The 15,964-nt window shown below is 46.2% G+C and carries 15 protein-coding genes and 1 riboswitch; of the genes, 13 read left to right on the top strand and 2 right to left on the bottom strand.

The features are described 5' to 3' along the window. Nucleotides 1-39 precede the first annotated feature (39 nt). Nucleotides 40-2,094, bottom strand: coding sequence for a transglycosylase domain-containing protein (locus CSV76_RS06405; RefSeq protein WP_099625021.1), 2,055 nt, complete (start codon nucleotides 2,092-2,094; stop codon nucleotides 40-42). 158 nt (nucleotides 2,095-2,252) lie between these two features. Between CSV76_RS06405 and CSV76_RS06410 the strand changes: the two genes are divergently transcribed. From CSV76_RS06410 to CSV76_RS06470, 13 genes are all read left to right on the top strand, one after another. Continuing rightward, nucleotides 2,253-2,669 carry a YwiB family protein gene (locus CSV76_RS06410; protein ID WP_085428110.1) on the top strand — a complete coding sequence of 139 codons (417 nt, stop codon included), beginning with the start codon at nucleotides 2,253-2,255 and terminating at the stop codon, nucleotides 2,667-2,669. Then, nucleotides 2,666-4,333, top strand: coding sequence for an arginine--tRNA ligase (argS, locus tag CSV76_RS06415; RefSeq protein ID WP_085428111.1), 1,668 nt, complete (start codon nucleotides 2,666-2,668; stop codon nucleotides 4,331-4,333). Before CSV76_RS06410 ends, argS begins: the two co-directional genes overlap by 4 nt. 227 nt (nucleotides 4,334-4,560) lie before the next feature. After that, a riboswitch (cobalamin riboswitch) is annotated at nucleotides 4,561-4,688 on the top strand. 142 nt (nucleotides 4,689-4,830) lie between these two features. Further along, nucleotides 4,831-5,817: an ABC transporter substrate-binding protein gene (locus tag CSV76_RS06420; protein WP_099625022.1), complete on the top strand. Its 987-nt coding sequence runs from the start codon at nucleotides 4,831-4,833 to the stop codon at nucleotides 5,815-5,817. Next, a complete protein-coding gene (locus CSV76_RS06425; RefSeq protein ID WP_099625023.1) occupies nucleotides 5,810-6,802 on the top strand; it encodes a FecCD family ABC transporter permease in 993 nt (330 codons plus the stop codon). Before CSV76_RS06420 ends, CSV76_RS06425 begins: the two co-directional genes overlap by 8 nt. A 2-nt stretch (nucleotides 6,803-6,804) precedes the next feature. Then, nucleotides 6,805-8,277, top strand: a complete 1,473-nt coding sequence (locus CSV76_RS06430) for an adenosylcobinamide amidohydrolase (RefSeq protein WP_099625024.1) — start codon at nucleotides 6,805-6,807, stop codon at nucleotides 8,275-8,277. Beyond that, nucleotides 8,277-9,230 carry an adenosylcobinamide-phosphate synthase CbiB gene (gene cbiB, locus CSV76_RS06435; RefSeq protein ID WP_099625122.1) on the top strand — a complete coding sequence of 318 codons (954 nt, stop codon included), beginning with the start codon at nucleotides 8,277-8,279 and terminating at the stop codon, nucleotides 9,228-9,230. Before CSV76_RS06430 ends, cbiB begins: the two co-directional genes overlap by 1 nt. Beyond that, complete coding sequence (gene cobD, locus CSV76_RS06440; RefSeq protein ID WP_099625025.1) at nucleotides 9,217-10,290, top strand: threonine-phosphate decarboxylase CobD; 1,074 nt, start codon at nucleotides 9,217-9,219, stop codon at nucleotides 10,288-10,290. The genes cbiB and cobD overlap by 14 nt, the downstream gene beginning before the upstream one ends. Continuing rightward, complete coding sequence (locus CSV76_RS06445; RefSeq protein ID WP_099625026.1) at nucleotides 10,272-10,844, top strand: bifunctional adenosylcobinamide kinase/adenosylcobinamide-phosphate guanylyltransferase; 573 nt, start codon at nucleotides 10,272-10,274, stop codon at nucleotides 10,842-10,844. The genes cobD and CSV76_RS06445 overlap by 19 nt, the downstream gene beginning before the upstream one ends. Further along, entirely contained in the window at nucleotides 10,841-11,659 is an 819-nt protein-coding gene (locus CSV76_RS06450) for a cobyric acid synthase (RefSeq protein WP_099625027.1), read from the top strand. Before CSV76_RS06445 ends, CSV76_RS06450 begins: the two co-directional genes overlap by 4 nt. A 12-nt stretch (nucleotides 11,660-11,671) precedes the next feature. Next, complete coding sequence (cobS, locus tag CSV76_RS06455) at nucleotides 11,672-12,436, top strand: adenosylcobinamide-GDP ribazoletransferase (RefSeq protein WP_099625028.1); 765 nt, start codon at nucleotides 11,672-11,674, stop codon at nucleotides 12,434-12,436. Beyond that, entirely contained in the window at nucleotides 12,397-12,990 is a 594-nt protein-coding gene (locus tag CSV76_RS06460) for a histidine phosphatase family protein (RefSeq protein WP_099625029.1), read from the top strand. The genes cobS and CSV76_RS06460 overlap by 40 nt, the downstream gene beginning before the upstream one ends. Further along, nucleotides 12,942-13,325 (top strand): bifunctional adenosylcobinamide kinase/adenosylcobinamide-phosphate guanylyltransferase, encoded by a 384-nt coding sequence (locus CSV76_RS06465; protein ID WP_085429072.1) that lies wholly within the window; start codon nucleotides 12,942-12,944, stop codon nucleotides 13,323-13,325. Before CSV76_RS06460 ends, CSV76_RS06465 begins: the two co-directional genes overlap by 49 nt. Nucleotide 13,326: 1 nt before the next feature. Then, nucleotides 13,327-13,908 carry a cob(I)yrinic acid a,c-diamide adenosyltransferase gene (locus tag CSV76_RS06470; protein ID WP_085428120.1) on the top strand — a complete coding sequence of 194 codons (582 nt, stop codon included), beginning with the start codon at nucleotides 13,327-13,329 and terminating at the stop codon, nucleotides 13,906-13,908. A gap of 430 nt (nucleotides 13,909-14,338) precedes the next feature. Here CSV76_RS06470 and CSV76_RS06475 read toward each other — a convergent pair whose 3' ends face one another. After that, nucleotides 14,339-15,538, bottom strand: a complete 1,200-nt coding sequence (locus CSV76_RS06475; protein ID WP_099625031.1) for an iron-containing alcohol dehydrogenase — start codon at nucleotides 15,536-15,538, stop codon at nucleotides 14,339-14,341. Between the last annotated feature and the right edge of the window lie 426 nt (nucleotides 15,539-15,964).

Raw genomic sequence — 15,964 nt, forward strand, 5'->3', positions numbered from 1 at the left:
TCTTAGCTCATCCCATCCTCACTATCACTTCACTCATCATCACTCAAAAAACGAAAACGGGAACAACTCCATTTTAGAATTTTCCTCTTCTCCAGAATGTTGTTCTCTCAACGAGCGATCCGTACATAACTTTTTCGGAACATCCTTATCCTTCACATAGACTAATCGTTGTTTTGGACACTCATTGACTGCAATTCCGCCAGTTTCGATATCGACAATGACACCTTGCACGCCAGAAGAGGGGAGGAATGGCTGTGGGGCTGTCCCTTCATGCGCGGCTTCCATGAAATCAATCCAGACTTTTTTGGAGACAGACTTATCTTCCAAGTCCTCGAGCTGTTTGCCGCGGTCGAAGCCTGTCCAGATGCCCGCTGTCAAGGTGGGAGAGAATCCAATTAAATACTGATCGGATATCGTTGTTCCCGACTTCGCTGCATAAGGTCGTGTTTGTTTCGGGCGCATCGACAATCCTGTAGAAGTTAAATAATCATTAAAGACGGGGTCGAACATACCTGTCATTAAATGCGTCAGCACAAACGTGTCTTGTTCCGACATCACTTGCTTCGGTTTCTTTGAAGAATGCTCATATACCAGTTTTCCGTTCGCATCCGTAATCGATAGAATCAATTGAGGTTCGACTTGTTTACCTTTTGACGCAATGCGATTATACGCTGTCGTCATCTCAAGCAATGTCACATCTGAAGTTCCGAGCGCGACCGCTGGGGATTCAGGAAACGCGACATCGACGCCAAGTCGCTGCGCCATTTTCGTATATGGCTTGTAACCGACCTGCTCAAGCGTTTTGACTGCATAAATATTATCCGATATCGCAATCGCCTGTGCTAATGAAATCGGCTTCGCCGCAAATTCTCCGTTAATATTGCTCGGCTCGTAGGTTGAACGACCGTCGTCATACGTAAATAGCGTCTTTTCTGCTGTCATAAAGGTTAACGGATTCATCCCTTTTTCGAGTGCAGCCGCATAGAGAATCGGCTTCATCGCAGATCCTGGCTGACGTTTCGCTTGTGTCACACGGTTGAAGGAGCTATCACCAAAATCCACACCACCGATCATCGACGTGACGAATCCTGTGTCAGCAGCCATAGAAATGAATCCAACTTGCAGATCATTTGCAGGCATCGCTTGTTTAATGGCTTGTTCCGCCGCTTGCTGGTGCTGTTGATTCAACGTCGTTCGGATTTGCCAGCCACCTTCAGCAGGTACTCGCCCTTTAGACGCGAGGATGTCTTCCGCCTGTTGCCATGCAGCATCCAAAAAGTATGGAGCCACTTGTTTCATATCTTTCCAACTCTCTGTCTTCAGCACGATTCTTTCTTCGACCGCGCGTTCCTTTTGCGCAGTTGAAATATAATCATATTCCTCCATCTGATCAAGTACGAGAAGTTGGCGGTTGCGAGAATTCTCTGGGTTATCTAAAGGTGAATAAACGGAAGGTCCTTTTGCGATGGCTGCAATCGTAGCGGCTTCTTCCAATGTCAGCTCTTTCGCGGCTTTGGAGAAATAAAATCGACTAGCCGCTTCCACGCCGTACATTCCATGCCCGAAGTAGACGGTATTTAAATAACCTTCCAAAATCGTATCCTTGTCATAGAAAATTTCCAGTCGATAAGCAAACAGCGCTTCATGGATTTTCCGTGTCCAAGACTTTTCGTGCGTCAAATACAAATTCCGCGCATATTGCATGGTAATCGTACTCGCACCTTGTGCCTTACTCATTGTTTTGACGTCTTTCAGAACTGCACCAGCAAGTCGTTTATAATCGAATCCATTATGTGAATAAAATTTCTTGTCTTCCGTTGCTACAAAAGCTTCCGTAAGAAAAGGAGATATATCGGACAGCTTCATCCAATAACGTCTATGTTGTGAAAAATGATCCCCGATCTGATGTCCACTATGATCGAGGAACAATGAAGCCTTTGGTACGCTCAGTGAAGGCGCACCAAGTACTTGAGCATATATTCGAAGGGCGATTAAGACAGTTACGATTGCAGCTATGGACGTGATCGACAGGGATAATGCAACCCTTTTCCACTTTCTGCGATTTGTTGATTTTATATAATCGGTACGTTTCATTGCTCATCACATCCCGTTCCATTCAGTGTCTTTTGACAGTATGGTACGGTTCTGGACGGATTAAACGGACTGTGAGAAAAGTTTAGATGCGTAACATTGAAACTGGTGTCGGAAGAAGTGTATAATGAGTGGATATATTTACTTAAGGCGGTGAACGAATGGAAGCGCTAAAAATGCAAGTTCAGCTCCGTTCCGTTATTCAACATCCAGATCAGCAAGCAGAAACGCATACGATGCAGGCAACTGGTGAAATCATTGAGAAAAAAGGACAGGCGTATTTATTATTTGAAGAACGAACTGAAGGTATGCCAGCAGTCCGGACGACCGTGAAATTACATGCTGAAGATGCCTTCATCATGCGCAAGGGCGGCGTACAGATGCGATTGCCTTTCAGACAGGATGACATACGCTTCGGTACATATGGCAATGGTCCTGCAGTTATGGATTTAGCCGTTCGTACGAATCAACTGGAGTGGGTACCTGGACGCTTTACGGTAGCGTACGACTTACATTCAGATGAAAGTTTATTAGGGAAATACCATTTGACAATAACCTACTCGGAGGTAACACAATGAATGCAGTAGAGCAGATTCAACATGAAATTAAAGAAGCATTGCACCAAGCCATTGAAAAAGCACAACTAGTAGAAGGTGCAGATATTCCAGAAATCAAACTGGAATCACCAAGAAGTAAAGAAAATGGAGACTATGCAGCGAACATTGCGATGCAGTTGACGAAACTAGCGAAAAAACCACCACGTGCAATTGCGGAAAGTATTCTAGAGAACTTGGATACGACGAACACCGCAATCGACTCTATCGAAATTGCTGGACCTGGTTTCCTCAATATCCGTTTGAAAACAGACAGTCTTGGAGATATCGTGAAATCTGTCCTTGACCAAGGAGCAGATTACGGACGTTCAGACAGCGGACAGCAACAGAAGATCCAAGTTGAATTTGTCTCAGCAAACCCAACAGGCGACTTGCACTTAGGGCACGCACGCGGGGCTTCACTAGGGGATTCATTGTGTAATATTCTCGATAAAGCAGGCTATGACGTAGCGCGCGAATACTATATCAATGATGCGGGTAATCAAATAAATAACTTAGCGTTATCTATTGACGTTCGGTATTTCGAAGCGCTTGGATTAGAAAAAGAAATGCCAGAAGACGGCTATCGCGGTGCAGATATCATCACAATCGCAAAAGGCCTCGTTGAACAATATGGCGACAAGTACGTCCATGTGTCAGAAGAAGAGCGACTTGCATTTTTCCGTGAGCACGGCTTGAATATCGAATTGGACAAACTGAAAAAAGACTTGGCAGATTTCCGCGTTCATTTCGACCACTGGTTCTCGGAAACGTCACTATATAACAACGGCAAGATCGAAGTTGCGCTTACTAAACTTCGTGAAAATGGCCATGTCTATGAAGAAGACGGTGCAACTTGGTTCCGCTCGACTACATTTGGTGACGACAAAGACCGTGTACTGATCAAACAAGACGGTTCATTCACATACTTAACTCCGGACATCGCTTATCACCAAGATAAACTGAGTCGCGGATTTGATAAACTCATCAACATCTGGGGAGCAGACCACCATGGCTATATTCCGCGTATGAAAGCAGCGATTCAAGCACTTGGCTATGATCGCGATACGCTAGAAGTAGAAGTGGCACAAATGGTTCAGCTCTATAAAGACGGAGAAAAGTTCAAGATGAGCAAGCGCACAGGAAAAGCGGTCACACTACGTGAACTCGTAGAAGAAGTCGGCCTAGACGCTGTACGTTATTTCTTCGCGATGCGCTCAGGTGATGCACAAATGGACTTCGACTTGGACTTGGCTGTTTCCAAATCCAACGAAAACCCTGTGTACTACGCACAATATGCGCACGCGCGAATTTGTTCGATCTTGCGTCAGGCGAAAGAGCAAAACGTAGTGGCGTCGACAGAGAACGTCACGCTATTGCAAGATGAAAAAGAATTAGAGTTGTTGAAGAAGCTTGGAGATTTCCCAAAACTCATTAGCGACTCGGCTCGCATGCGTGCACCGCACCGTGTGACGACGTATATCCAAGAGCTAGCAGCAAGCTTCCATAGTTTCTATAATGCGAACAAAGTGTTGGATCCTGAGAACAAGGAGCTTTCCGAAGCACGCTTGGCTTTGATTACGGCAACGAAAACGACGATTGCGAATGCGTTGAAATTGGTAGGCGTCGAAGCACCTGAAAGAATGTAATATGTTGAAAGTGGCCAAGCGGGTTTACTGCTTGGCTTTTTTGTTTTCGCTTTTTGAGGAGGAAGGGGAGAGCAACGTTTCGCTGCGTTCCAGGCGGACGCGTTCGGGAGGGCTCATCGCGGCCCCTCAGGAAAGCGTCCCCCTGCTGGAGCCTCACTCCCAAACACGTTCCAATCTCCGCCTACCCCCTGTACAACCAACACTATTATCGCTATAATAAGTCATAATTACATATCTTTCGAAAAGGTTCTCTAATTAACGAGATGAAAAGCGAAATCGGTTCAAATCCGATGCGGTCCCGCCACTGTACGTGCTATGCACAAGCCAGGTCACCTGCCTTTTTAAGAAAATGAAGTTCCGCAGCAACCTACGAGGATAGGTACAGTGGAAGAAATCACACCCTGATTTCATCCCACCTCATCCTTCGACCTATCGAAGGGTTTTTTTAATGTCTGCGGATCGCGTAATGAAACACACATATCAAAGGAGGAACACACATGAAGAAGTTTTGGCAACTTTTGCTGACGGCGATGCTTGCGGTACTTGTACTTGCAGCATGCGGCAACGACAGCAAAAAAGAAGAAACACCGGCAGATGAAAATCCAGCTGGCGAAGAAACGAAAACAGATACACAATCAACGGATACAACAAGTTATCCATATACGCTGACAGATGCAGCGGGCGAAGAAATTACATTGGAACAAGCACCTGAAACTGTAATTTCATTAATTCCAAGCAACACAGAAATTTTATTTGGTATCGATGCAGGAGATAAAGTAATCGCTGTAACAGAAAACGATGACTTTCCTGAAGAAGTAGCAGAACTTGATACAGTAGGGGACTTCACGGTCAATGTGGAAAAAGTGATTTCATTGCAGCCAGAAGCAGTATTTGCACACGAAATGATGATGGGTTCAAGTGAAGAAGGTTTGAACCAAATTCGTGACGCTGGCATTCCAGTGATCGTCGTTCCGAATGCGGGTACATTTGACGAGACGTATGCATCGATTGAAATGATTGGTGAAGTGATGGACAAAAATGCAGAAGCTAATCAAATCGTCGAAGATATGAAAACAAAAATTGCAGATATCGAAAAGAAAGCAGCGGATATTACAGACAAGAAGCGCGTGTTTGTTGAAAACTCCGATGCACCTGAGATCTATACACCAGGAAAAGGGACGTTCCCACAGCAATTCTTGGATATGATTCACGCTGAAAACATCGTGACAGAAGAAGGTTGGATTATGATCAGCCCTGAAACGATTGTAGATGAAAATCCGGATGTTATTTTGGCTATGTATAGCTACGTTCCAAACGTCGTAGAAAATATTAAAACGCGTGACGGGTTTGATGCGGTGACTGCGATCAAAGAAGATCAAGTCATTCAACTGGATGAAGATATCACAAGCCGTACAGGTCCACGCTTAGCTGATGGATTAGAATTGTTTGCGAAAGCAATCTATCCTGAGGTATTCGGTGAATAAAACCGCTCTCGCCTATGTCGTGTCGATTGCCACATTGCTTGTGGCAATCTGGCTCGGCGTATCGATCGGTACAGTGAAAATACCAATAGAGACGCTATGGAATCATTCAGATGCGACTGCAAGTAATATATTGTGGAAGATCCGGATGCCGCGTGTATTACTGGCAGGAATTGTCGGTGCATCACTTGCTATTTCAGGAGCCGCTTTCCAAGGGCTACTGAAAAATCCATTAGCTGATCCTTACACCCTCGGAGTGTCATCCGGTGCCTCTGTCGGCGCCGTGATCACACTCTTTTTTGGTATTTCGCTACCGGTACTTGGCGCATTCACCTTACCCGTATTTAGTATGATCGGTGCCGCTTTGACGATGTTTCTAGTAATCGGTTTCGCGCGTCTGGTCGACCGTTCAATGAAAATGGAAACGATTATATTAACAGGAATCATATTTGGCTCATTCCTTGGCTCGGTACTGTCGCTGATGATTGCATTAACGCAAGAAGAACTCCGCCAAATTGTAGGTTGGTTGCTTGGTAGCGTATCGATGCGTGGATGGAAATATATTACGATGGTTCTGCCATTTTTCATCATCGGGTCGTTCATGTTGTGGCTGAATCGTCGCGAGTTGAATGCTTTACTATTTGGTGAAGAACGTGCGCATCACCTTGGAGTCAATGTAAAACAACGTAAGTTAATGATTCTGCTTGGTGGTTCGGTGTTGACGGGTTCTGCCGTGGCGGTGTCGGGAACAATTGGCTTCGTCGGCTTAGTTGTACCGCATATGACACGGATGCTTTGGGGTTCCGATCATCGACACGTTCTACCGTTATCCTTATTCAATGGGGCCTCGTTACTCATCATTTGTGATCTTGTAGCACGAACGATTATTTCGCCGGCTGAATTACCGGTCGGTGTCATTACGGCATTCATTGGCGCTCCGGTGTTTGCTTATATCTTTTATAAACAGCGTAGAAAAGGAGCGATGTGACCATGTTGCAAGTGGAAAATTTATCGGGAGGCTACGGCAAGGAACCGATTGTGCGAAATGTGTCGTTCCACGTGGAAAAAGGAGAAGTTCTTGGGATTTTAGGTCCGAATGGTAGTGGTAAATCGACGTTATTGAAGATTATTTCGGGAATTTTGCCGAAACAAAGCGGCAAGGTAATGATAGCTGGAAAGCCTTCTGGTGCGTATACACAAAAGCAATTTGCCCAACAAGTAGCGGTCCTTCCACAACTCCATGCCCATGCGTTTTCGCATACAGTGAAAGACACCGTGGCACTCGGCCGTTATCCATATCAGTCAGGAATTTTCTCGAGTTGGTCGGAGCTGGACGAGCAAGCTGTACAGGAAGCGATGCACCATACAGGCGTCACACGATATGAAAATACTCCAATTGAATTATTATCAGGTGGCGAGCAACAGCGCGTATTCGTTGCCCAAGCACTCGCTCAGCAAGCGCCTATTTTATTATTGGATGAACCAACGAACCATCTCGACATCGCGCATCAGCAACAATTGCTCGATACAATCCGCAATCAAGCAATGCAGAAAGGGATCACGGTCATCTCGGTCTTTCACGACATTAACTTGGCGGCTCTCTATTGTGATCGCTTGTTGTTGTTGAAGAACGGTGAAGTCGCATCGATCGGTGTGCCGCAAGACGTCGTACTCGAACAGGAAATTCATGAAGTGTACAATGCACGCGTTAAAACACAGCCACACCCCGAAATGCCGAAGCCTCAAATGACGCTATTGCCGAACTTGCAAGAAAAGGTGGAGCTGTTTTGTGTAAAGAAAGCAGACGTTTCGATTCAGCGAGATCACGTATTATTGCAATCAAGCCAGCCGCTAAAGACGATTTCCTCTGCAGTACATAATGCAGGCCTTGGCTGGTACCGGACGTTTGTCAATCGAGGTGTACGTGCGGATTATATGATCGATGATGTACAGCGCGAGAACACCGAATACTTGCGCGCGCTAGGTTATCATCTAACAGACACGGTCGCCATGATGACTGCAGTCAGTCCTGAACATGTTGAAGTCGAAGAATACGAAGGGGAATTCGGTTCAATCGTTGTAGTAGTAACAGCGGGTATTGGAAACGCTGTCGACGTCTCGAAGTCTTGGTTACGAGAAGATATTCCGTACATCGGTACAATCAATACGTGGGTATTCATTAATGGCGAATTAAGTGAGGAAGGGTTCGTTCAGGCGTTGATCACAGCGACCGAAGCGAAAGTGAAAGCACTGCAAGACGAGAAAGTGAAGGATCCCGAGTCTGGAACGCTAGCAACCGGTACATCGACCGACAGCCTGTTGATTGCGTCTACACAGCAAGGAACGTATTTGCCTTATGCCGGACCGATTACGCAACTCGGAAAACTGATTGGTAAAGGCGTTTACGAGTGTACAGTGCGGGCTATTCACTCCTATCGTTTAGCAGTAGGTGATGACAGATGATTCCTGCTCATTTCATTGCGATCGCGATCGGCATGGTGCTCGACCGTCTCATCGGAGATCCACCCAACTGGCCGCATCCCGTGAAGTTGCTCGGTACGACAATTGGAAACTTGACGAAGCTGTTGAATAAAGGTCGCATGCGTACAATTAAAGGTGCCATACTCTGGCTGTTTGTTTGCATGACAACGTTTCTACTCGTGATTTGGCTCGTCAGTATCGCCTATCGTCTTCATTTGCTAGTAGGTATCGCAGTCGAAGCGTTGCTTATTGCGGCAGGACTTGCACAAAAAAGTTTGCGTGATGCAGCGCTTGAAGTTTACAAACCATTACAATCTAAAGGTTTGAAAGAAGCACGTGAGAAACTAAGTTGGATTGTGGGTAGGGATACGAAGAAGCTCGATGAGAGTGAAATATCACGCGCCACGATCGAAACTGTTTCAGAAAACACGTCTGACGGTGTCACCGCTCCGTTATTTTGGGCATTCTTGCTTGGTGCGCCTGGCTTGTGGCTATATAAAGCGGTCAATACACTCGATTCCATGATTGGCTATAAAGATGAGCGCTATCGTGAATTTGGAAAAGTTTCAGCGCGTATGGATGATCTCTTTAACTGGATCCCTTCAAGAATTACAGGATTGCTCATTCTATTGTTCACTCCAAATGAAGGCGGACATTCAATGAAACAGCGGATTAGTGGTTGGTTAGGTGATGCCAAAAAGCATATGAGCCCCAATAGTGGCTATTTGGAAGCGGCTACTGCTTGGCAACTCAATATTCAGTTAGGCGGTAGTAGTACATATCGAGGTGTAGTATCAAAACGGGCGATACTTGGTCCGGCAGTCATTGCGAATAAAGAACATATCCGCTCCGCTACCTATCAAATGCAACTTGTGTCTTGGACATTCTGGTCGCTAGGCACAGTACTAGGAGGGATTTTCTATGCGATTGCCTGAACATGGCGCGAACAGCAAACGATTATATGCATCAATGAATATGCCTCTGCCTGAAGAAGTGCTCGATTTTAGTGAAAACTGTAATCCGGTAGGGCCACCGCCATCCATAGTGGAGGCTTGGCCAGAATTACTCACTACGCTCAACAGCTACCCAGATCCGGACGGACAGCCTTTCCTTTTTGCGGTTTCGACTTTTCATCAAGTCGAAGAACGACAAGTACTCGTTGGTAACGGTGCAGCGGAACTTCTATCGTTATTGGCTGGGCATTACCAGGGTAAACGGGTGCTGCTAATTGACCCCACGTTCTCTGAGTATCGTGCTACGCTTATAGCTAACGGAGCGGAAGTAGTATCGCTTCAGGCTAATGAGACAGACGGTTTTCAATTGCCAATGCAGCGTATTCTTGAGTCGTTACCAAAAGTGAATGCAATCTATATTTGCACACCGAATAATCCGACGGGTATATTGCCTACAAAAAGTGAGTTACTAATGATTGTGGAAGCCGCTAAAAATAGCGGAACAGACGTCGTTCTGGATGAAGCATTCATTGATTTCGTCGATGAAGAAAAGTCCTTCATTTCACAAGTGGCTAACTATCCGAACTTGTTGATAGTCCGTTCGATGACGAAAATGTACGCGATACCGGGCATCCGTTTAGGATATTTGATCGCCCATCCTAAGCGTATCGAATCGCTGAAACTGCGGGCGTCACATTGGCATGTGAACGGGCTCGCCGCTGAAATCGGTGTATGGTGTTTGCGTGAAGACGCTTATCGTGAGCAAACGATTCAACACGCACAAAGAGAACGATTGAAGATGAAACAGTTTTTGCGCTCACATGATTGCAAAGTACTTGATTCCTCAGCAAATTATCTCGTCATGAAACCGAAACAAGATGGGAAAAAACTTTATCACGATTTATTAAAACAAGGCATCGTCCTTCGCCATTCGGAAAACTTCCGCGGGATGGATGGACGCTGGTTACGTATTGGCATGAAGTCCGAAAAGATGATGGACACACTGCGGGAGGCGATGGATCAATGGTTCAAGGAACAGTAACAATCATCAGTGGTGGAGCGCGTAGTGGGAAAAGTGCGTATGCAGAACGTCTTCTTACGGATCAATCAGCAGGCCGTCTTGTCTATATCGCATCCGGCATAGCATCTGATGACGAAATGAAGCAACGGATCGATAAGCATAAAGAAGATCGCCGAGACGCGGACTGGCTGACGATTGAACAACCGAAGAATCTCCATGAAGCGTTGCCATTTTTGCAACCGGGCGATCTTGTACTTTGGGATTGTCTGACGACTTGGCTCGCCAATGAATTGTACGAAGGATACGATGAAGGCACACCTTGCGTTCATCGCCCAGGGTGCTTGGAACAAAAACAGAAACAATTACTTCATACGATTATGCAAATGAACGAAGTCGTCGCTCATCTAGTCATCGTATCTAACGAAGTCCTCGATGAGTGGGTACGATACGGAGAAGAGACGGAAATCTACCGCCAAACGATCGGCACATTGCATCAGCGAATCGTTGAGCTAGCAGATCAGGCGATTGAGATGGACCACGGGATTCCAATTATTTGGAAAGGTGAGAAGCTATGAACGGATTAATGATCGTCGGCACAGCGTCAGACGTCGGCAAGACGATGATTTGCACTGCACTATGCCGATTGTTTTCGAATGAAGGCGTTCAAGTAGCACCTTTCAAATCACAAAACATGTCAGGCTTCTCCGAAACACTAGCAGACGGACGTGAAATCAGCCGATCTCAATTTCAGCAAGCAGAAGCGGCTCGCACGGAACCGATTGTTGAAATGAATCCTATATTGATGAAGCCAGGAGAAGACATGAAGGCAAATGTTCTATTTATGGGCGTACCACTCGAGAGGGTAGACGGACAATACTTTCGAAAAGAGTGGTTCGATAAAGGACTCGAAACCATTCAGCAAGCACTAGATTATTTATCCGATCACTACGACATGCTAATTATTGAAGGGGCAGGAAGTACTGCAGAAGTGAATTTGATGGATCGTGAGCTAACGAATATGCGCGTAGCAGAGCTCGCAGATGTACCGGTCCTGCTCGTAGCGGACATTTCTAAAGGCGGTGCTTTTGCATCGATTATTGGCACACTGCAATTACTATCGGAAGAACGACGTCGACGCATCAAAGGTATAATCATCAATAAGTTTTATGGGGACGCCTCTTATTTCGAAGATGGGGTACAGTTCATTGAAGACTATACAGGTATTCCCGTTGTAGGGGTCATACCCATCCTAGAAAACCATGGCATACCAGAAGAGGATATGGACCAGGAGACGCTTCCCGCAATGGAAGGTATAGATGTTTACGAACAATGGGCTATTCACGTAAGAAAACATATCAATTGGCCATTAATTCAGACCATGTTGGAGTAAAGGAGCGAGAAGATGAATAGCATTTTACTAGCGCTCCAATTTTTCACGTCGCTGCCTGTCCATAAAGAGTTACCGCTCGGGAAAAAGGAAGTATCGGGCATGTATATCGCTTTGCCGTTTGTCGGTGGTGGTATTGGACTGTTACTCGCGGGAGTTGCATACATAACGAGTGATTTCAATAGTTTTCTTGCGGCTGTACTGATCTTGCTGGCAGGACTGATCGCAACGGGCGGCTTACATGTAGATGGCTTTGCCGACCTTGGTGATGCGTTCTTTTCCTATCAGGATCGGGAAAAACGTTTGACAATTATGGATGACCCCCGGCTCGGTGCGTTCGGCACGTTGTCGCTACTCGTTTTACTCTGTTTGAAAATCGGTCTGTTCATTGAAATCCTACAGCTCGCAAACGGTTGGGTATTGCTCGTGGCGGTGCCGATTCTTTCTCGCGCAGTTTTAGTCGCGTATTACACGCTGACGAAAACCGCAAAAACAAGTGGTATAGCATACTTTTTCAAAAATCATTTCCTACGTGGACGCATGTTGCTCGCTTCAAGCACAATCAGCATCGTGACAGTGGTTTTAGTAAGTATTCAATACCGTTCATTTGTACTAATTCCCGTCTTGCTACTCGTGATATGCTTGTCTATTTGGCTATATAATCGCTGGACGATCAAACATTTTGGCGGTGTTACAGGGGATCTATGCGGTGCATTTATTGAAGGAATGGAGGTTTTATTATGGCTCGTCCTTATCGTTTATTTCTCATCCGGCATTTAAAATCGACTTCGAACGGAAATGGGCAATACTGCGGCTGGACAGATTGTGATTTGATTTCAAATGAAGGAGATCCAATCGATTTTCCGGTCGCTGTGCCACATGTTTTTTGCAGTGATTTAAAGAGAACGATTCAAACGGCCGCCATCTATTTCCCACAAGCGACTTTTGAAGCGGATCCGCGCGTAAGAGAATGTAATTTCGGAGATTTTGAAGGAAAAACTTATGCGCAATTAAAAAATGATCCCGACTATCGTAATTGGCTGAATGATCCGTGGCATGTACCGCCACGCAACGGCGAAAGCTTGGGACACGTAAAGTCACGCGTGCTGGATGCGTTAGCCGAATTACCCAATGACTCAGTTGTCGTGACACATGGCGGCGTGATCCGGGTAGTGCTTGATACGTTCACGCAAGACGACCGATCATTTTGGGACTGGGATGTATCGAACGGCTCAATCTGGCAACTCGAGTGGGTTAGTAAGGAAGAGTTCAAGGAGGGGAAGCCATGCACGTCTTTATCGGAGGTGCCTATAACGGCAAAACAGACTATGTAAGACGTTGGATTGGTGACAAGGCGGCATGTTTCTGTACAATGGATACAACCGCGACGGCCAAGCCTAGTGAATCACTTGTTATTAGTGGCTTACATGAGTGGTTGATGCATACCGATAAAACGGAGGCAGAAGCACGCGATGCTGTACAGCAAATAATTAGCTCCGACACAGTTTTTATTCTAACCGACATGGGTCGTGGCATCGTTCCTCTTGACGCCAAACAGCGAGACCTTCGCGATCGGTGCGGCCGGTTATATCAACACTTATTTGCGGAAGCAACAAACGTCACAAGAATTTGGTACGGTATTCCACACACAATCAAAGGAGTGAAGTGAAATGAAAATTTATACGAGAACGGGCGATAAGGGAACGACGGCTTTAATTGGAGGACGCGTAGCAAAAGACGACTTGCGCGTCGAAGCATACGGCACGATCGATGAACTGAATTCATTCGTCGGCAAGGCGATGACGGAACTCGACACAGAGAAATTCGCGGACATCCTAACTGACCTTGAAACTATCCAAAATGAATTATTCGACGGTGGCGGTGACTTGGCGAACGTCATGAAAGAACGCCACTACAAGCTCGACGAAGAGCCGATTACAGTTCTCGAGCAACGAATCGACAAGTTGATGGAAGAAGCACCTGAACTCGAACGCTTCATCCTTCCCGGAGGATCACCAGCTGCTGCAACATTGCACATCGCGCGTACCGTAACCCGCCGAGCAGAACGCGTGACGGTTACACTAATGAACGCAGCAGACGACGTTTCACCAGTCGTCGTGCGCTACTTAAACCGTCTTTCGGATTACCTATTCGTAGCGGCACGCATTGTAAACGCACGTCTAGGAATTGCAGACAACGAATATGTCCGCAGTGCCAAAGTATTCCGCACAAGTGAGAAAAAAGATAAGTAATTGCAGGGGAAAAGGGATGACAGGCTGAAGCTGTCATCCCTGTTTTTGTGTGTCGCTCTATTGAGTGGCGTGACCGCTCTATGCGGTGTTTGAGTGCTCTATCAAGTGGCGTGACCGCTCTATGCGGACGTTTGAGTGCTCTATCTGGCCGCGTGACCGCTCTATGCGGATGTTTGAGTGCTCTATCCAGCCGCGTGACCGCTCTATGCGGATGTTTGAGTGCTCTATCGCGTCACGTATCCGCTCTATGCAGACATCTGAGTGCTCTATCGCGCCGCGTATCCGCTCTATGCAGACATCCGAGTGCTCTATCGCGCCGCGTATCCGCTCTATGCAGACATCTGAGTGCTCTATCGCGCCACGTAACCGCTCTATGCAGACATCCGAGTGCTCTATCGCGCCACATATCCGCTCTATCAACTCCCACACATCACACTCGAATCACATCATACAACTTCGCAAACTCTCTCTTACTCAAAATCTTCGGCACGGGATACAACGGATTCGCTTCAGACGCCGCTCGTTCGACCATCAGCGGAATATCTTCCTTCACGATCCCTTCCACCTGCTCAGGGATCCCCATCAAACGGTTTAACATGCGAATTTCCTCAATAAATTTCTCCGCCTTCATTCGTTTCGTATCCGAACGACTCGTAATTCCAATTAAATCAGCCAACTCTGAGAGGGGCTCATAGACAGTTTTTCCATAATACTCGAGCACGTGTGGCAAGATAATTGCATTCGCTAATCCATGCGGCATATTATAAAATCCGCCGAGTGTATGCGCAATTGCATGCACATTGCCTACGTACGCCCGTGTGAATGCCTTTCCAGCCAAATAAGAAGCCCACTGCATATTTGTTCGTGCAGATAGATTTTCACCATTACGATACGCTTCATATAAATTTGCAAACACCAACTGCACCACTTCGCGACTATCTTTCCATGTTTCCTTCGTATTACTGTTACCAATATACGCCTCAACTGCATGTGTCAACGCATCAATACCGGTAGCAGCGGTAATCGAAGGTGGCAACTTGATGGTAAGTAGGGGGTCGAGCACTGCGTAATGTGGAATCAATGAAGTATCGCTGATCGCATACTTCTCATGCGTCCTGCTATTTGTCACCACCGCGGCCAATGTTGCTTCGCTTCCAGTACCTGCAGTTGTCGGTACCGTAAACAATGTCGGAATTCGCTTGCGCACATGGAATAAACCCTTCAGTTCGGGAATATGTTTATTGGGTCTGGCAATGCGTGCACCGACCGCTTTCGCGCAATCAATTGGTGACCCGCCACCAAACGCAATCAACGCTTCGCATTCGTTCGCTAGATACAACCCACGCGCTTCCTCAATATTATCAATTGTCGGGTTCGCAACCGTCTTGTCATAGACTAAGTACTTGATGCCGAGTGAATCGAGCCCAACGAGCATGACATCTAGTAAACCAAGTTTCGCAATATCACGGTCTGTAATAATCAGCACGCTACCAATTCCGAGACTCTTCACCTTACCGGCAAGCCCCTCCAGGCTCCCAGGACCAATGAGTAGCTCAGGTTCACGCCATGGCAATAAGTACATACCCGCCTTGAGCCCGTTTTGAAATAAGCGTGCGTATAATCGATACATAACCAAAACCCCTCTCCAATGCGCACAGCACATTATGAAAACGTTATCATTAATCGGTAAAATTTGCTATATTGATATATAGTGAAAAGCGAATAATTTCAAAAGTGAAGCTGATGGGGGATTTCAAGTGAAAAGATGTGCTTCCAACGCTTCACTTTTACTCGCAAAAGCCGTTCTTCGTTACGGCTCTTCCCGCAAGCCCATGGGAAAGCGTCCGCCAGCTGGAGCTTCCATCCCGTCATACTTACAACTTCACTCACTACTTTCAGCACTCACGGGGTAAAGGATTGGAAAAGTCAACCTACTCAAAGAAAAATAAAATTTCGAAAAACTGTTGACTGAATGATCATTCATTATTACACTATACATAGAATATAATTGAAAGCGGTTTCTCATTAGGGGTTTTACAGAGAAGCAAAGGAAGGG

The organism is Sporosarcina sp. P17b (assembly GCF_002743115.1).
Classification (GTDB): Bacteria; Bacillota; Bacilli; order Bacillales_A; family Planococcaceae; genus Sporosarcina; species Sporosarcina ureae_C.

Coding starts and splice junctions, on each gene's coding strand:
- CSV76_RS06460 (WP_099625029.1), top strand. CDS start 12,397: ATGGCTCGTCCTTATCGTTTATTTCTCATCCGGCATTTAAAATCGACT.
- CSV76_RS06470 (WP_085428120.1), top strand. CDS start 13,327: ATGAAAATTTATACGAGAACGGGCGATAAGGGAACGACGGCTTTAATT.
- CSV76_RS06445 (WP_099625026.1), top strand. CDS start 10,272: ATGGTTCAAGGAACAGTAACAATCATCAGTGGTGGAGCGCGTAGTGGG.
- CSV76_RS06405 (WP_099625021.1), bottom strand. CDS start 2,094: ATGAAACGTACCGATTATATAAAATCAACAAATCGCAGAAAGTGGAAA.
- cobD (WP_099625025.1), top strand. CDS start 9,217: ATGCGATTGCCTGAACATGGCGCGAACAGCAAACGATTATATGCATCA.
- CSV76_RS06450 (WP_099625027.1), top strand. CDS start 10,841: ATGAACGGATTAATGATCGTCGGCACAGCGTCAGACGTCGGCAAGACG.
- CSV76_RS06420 (WP_099625022.1), top strand. CDS start 4,831: ATGAAGAAGTTTTGGCAACTTTTGCTGACGGCGATGCTTGCGGTACTT.
- argS (WP_085428111.1), top strand. CDS start 2,666: ATGAATGCAGTAGAGCAGATTCAACATGAAATTAAAGAAGCATTGCAC.
- CSV76_RS06410 (WP_085428110.1), top strand. CDS start 2,253: ATGGAAGCGCTAAAAATGCAAGTTCAGCTCCGTTCCGTTATTCAACAT.
- CSV76_RS06475 (WP_099625031.1), bottom strand. CDS start 15,538: ATGTATCGATTATACGCACGCTTATTTCAAAACGGGCTCAAGGCGGGT.
- cobS (WP_099625028.1), top strand. CDS start 11,672: ATGAATAGCATTTTACTAGCGCTCCAATTTTTCACGTCGCTGCCTGTC.
- CSV76_RS06430 (WP_099625024.1), top strand. CDS start 6,805: ATGTTGCAAGTGGAAAATTTATCGGGAGGCTACGGCAAGGAACCGATT.
- CSV76_RS06465 (WP_085429072.1), top strand. CDS start 12,942: ATGCACGTCTTTATCGGAGGTGCCTATAACGGCAAAACAGACTATGTA.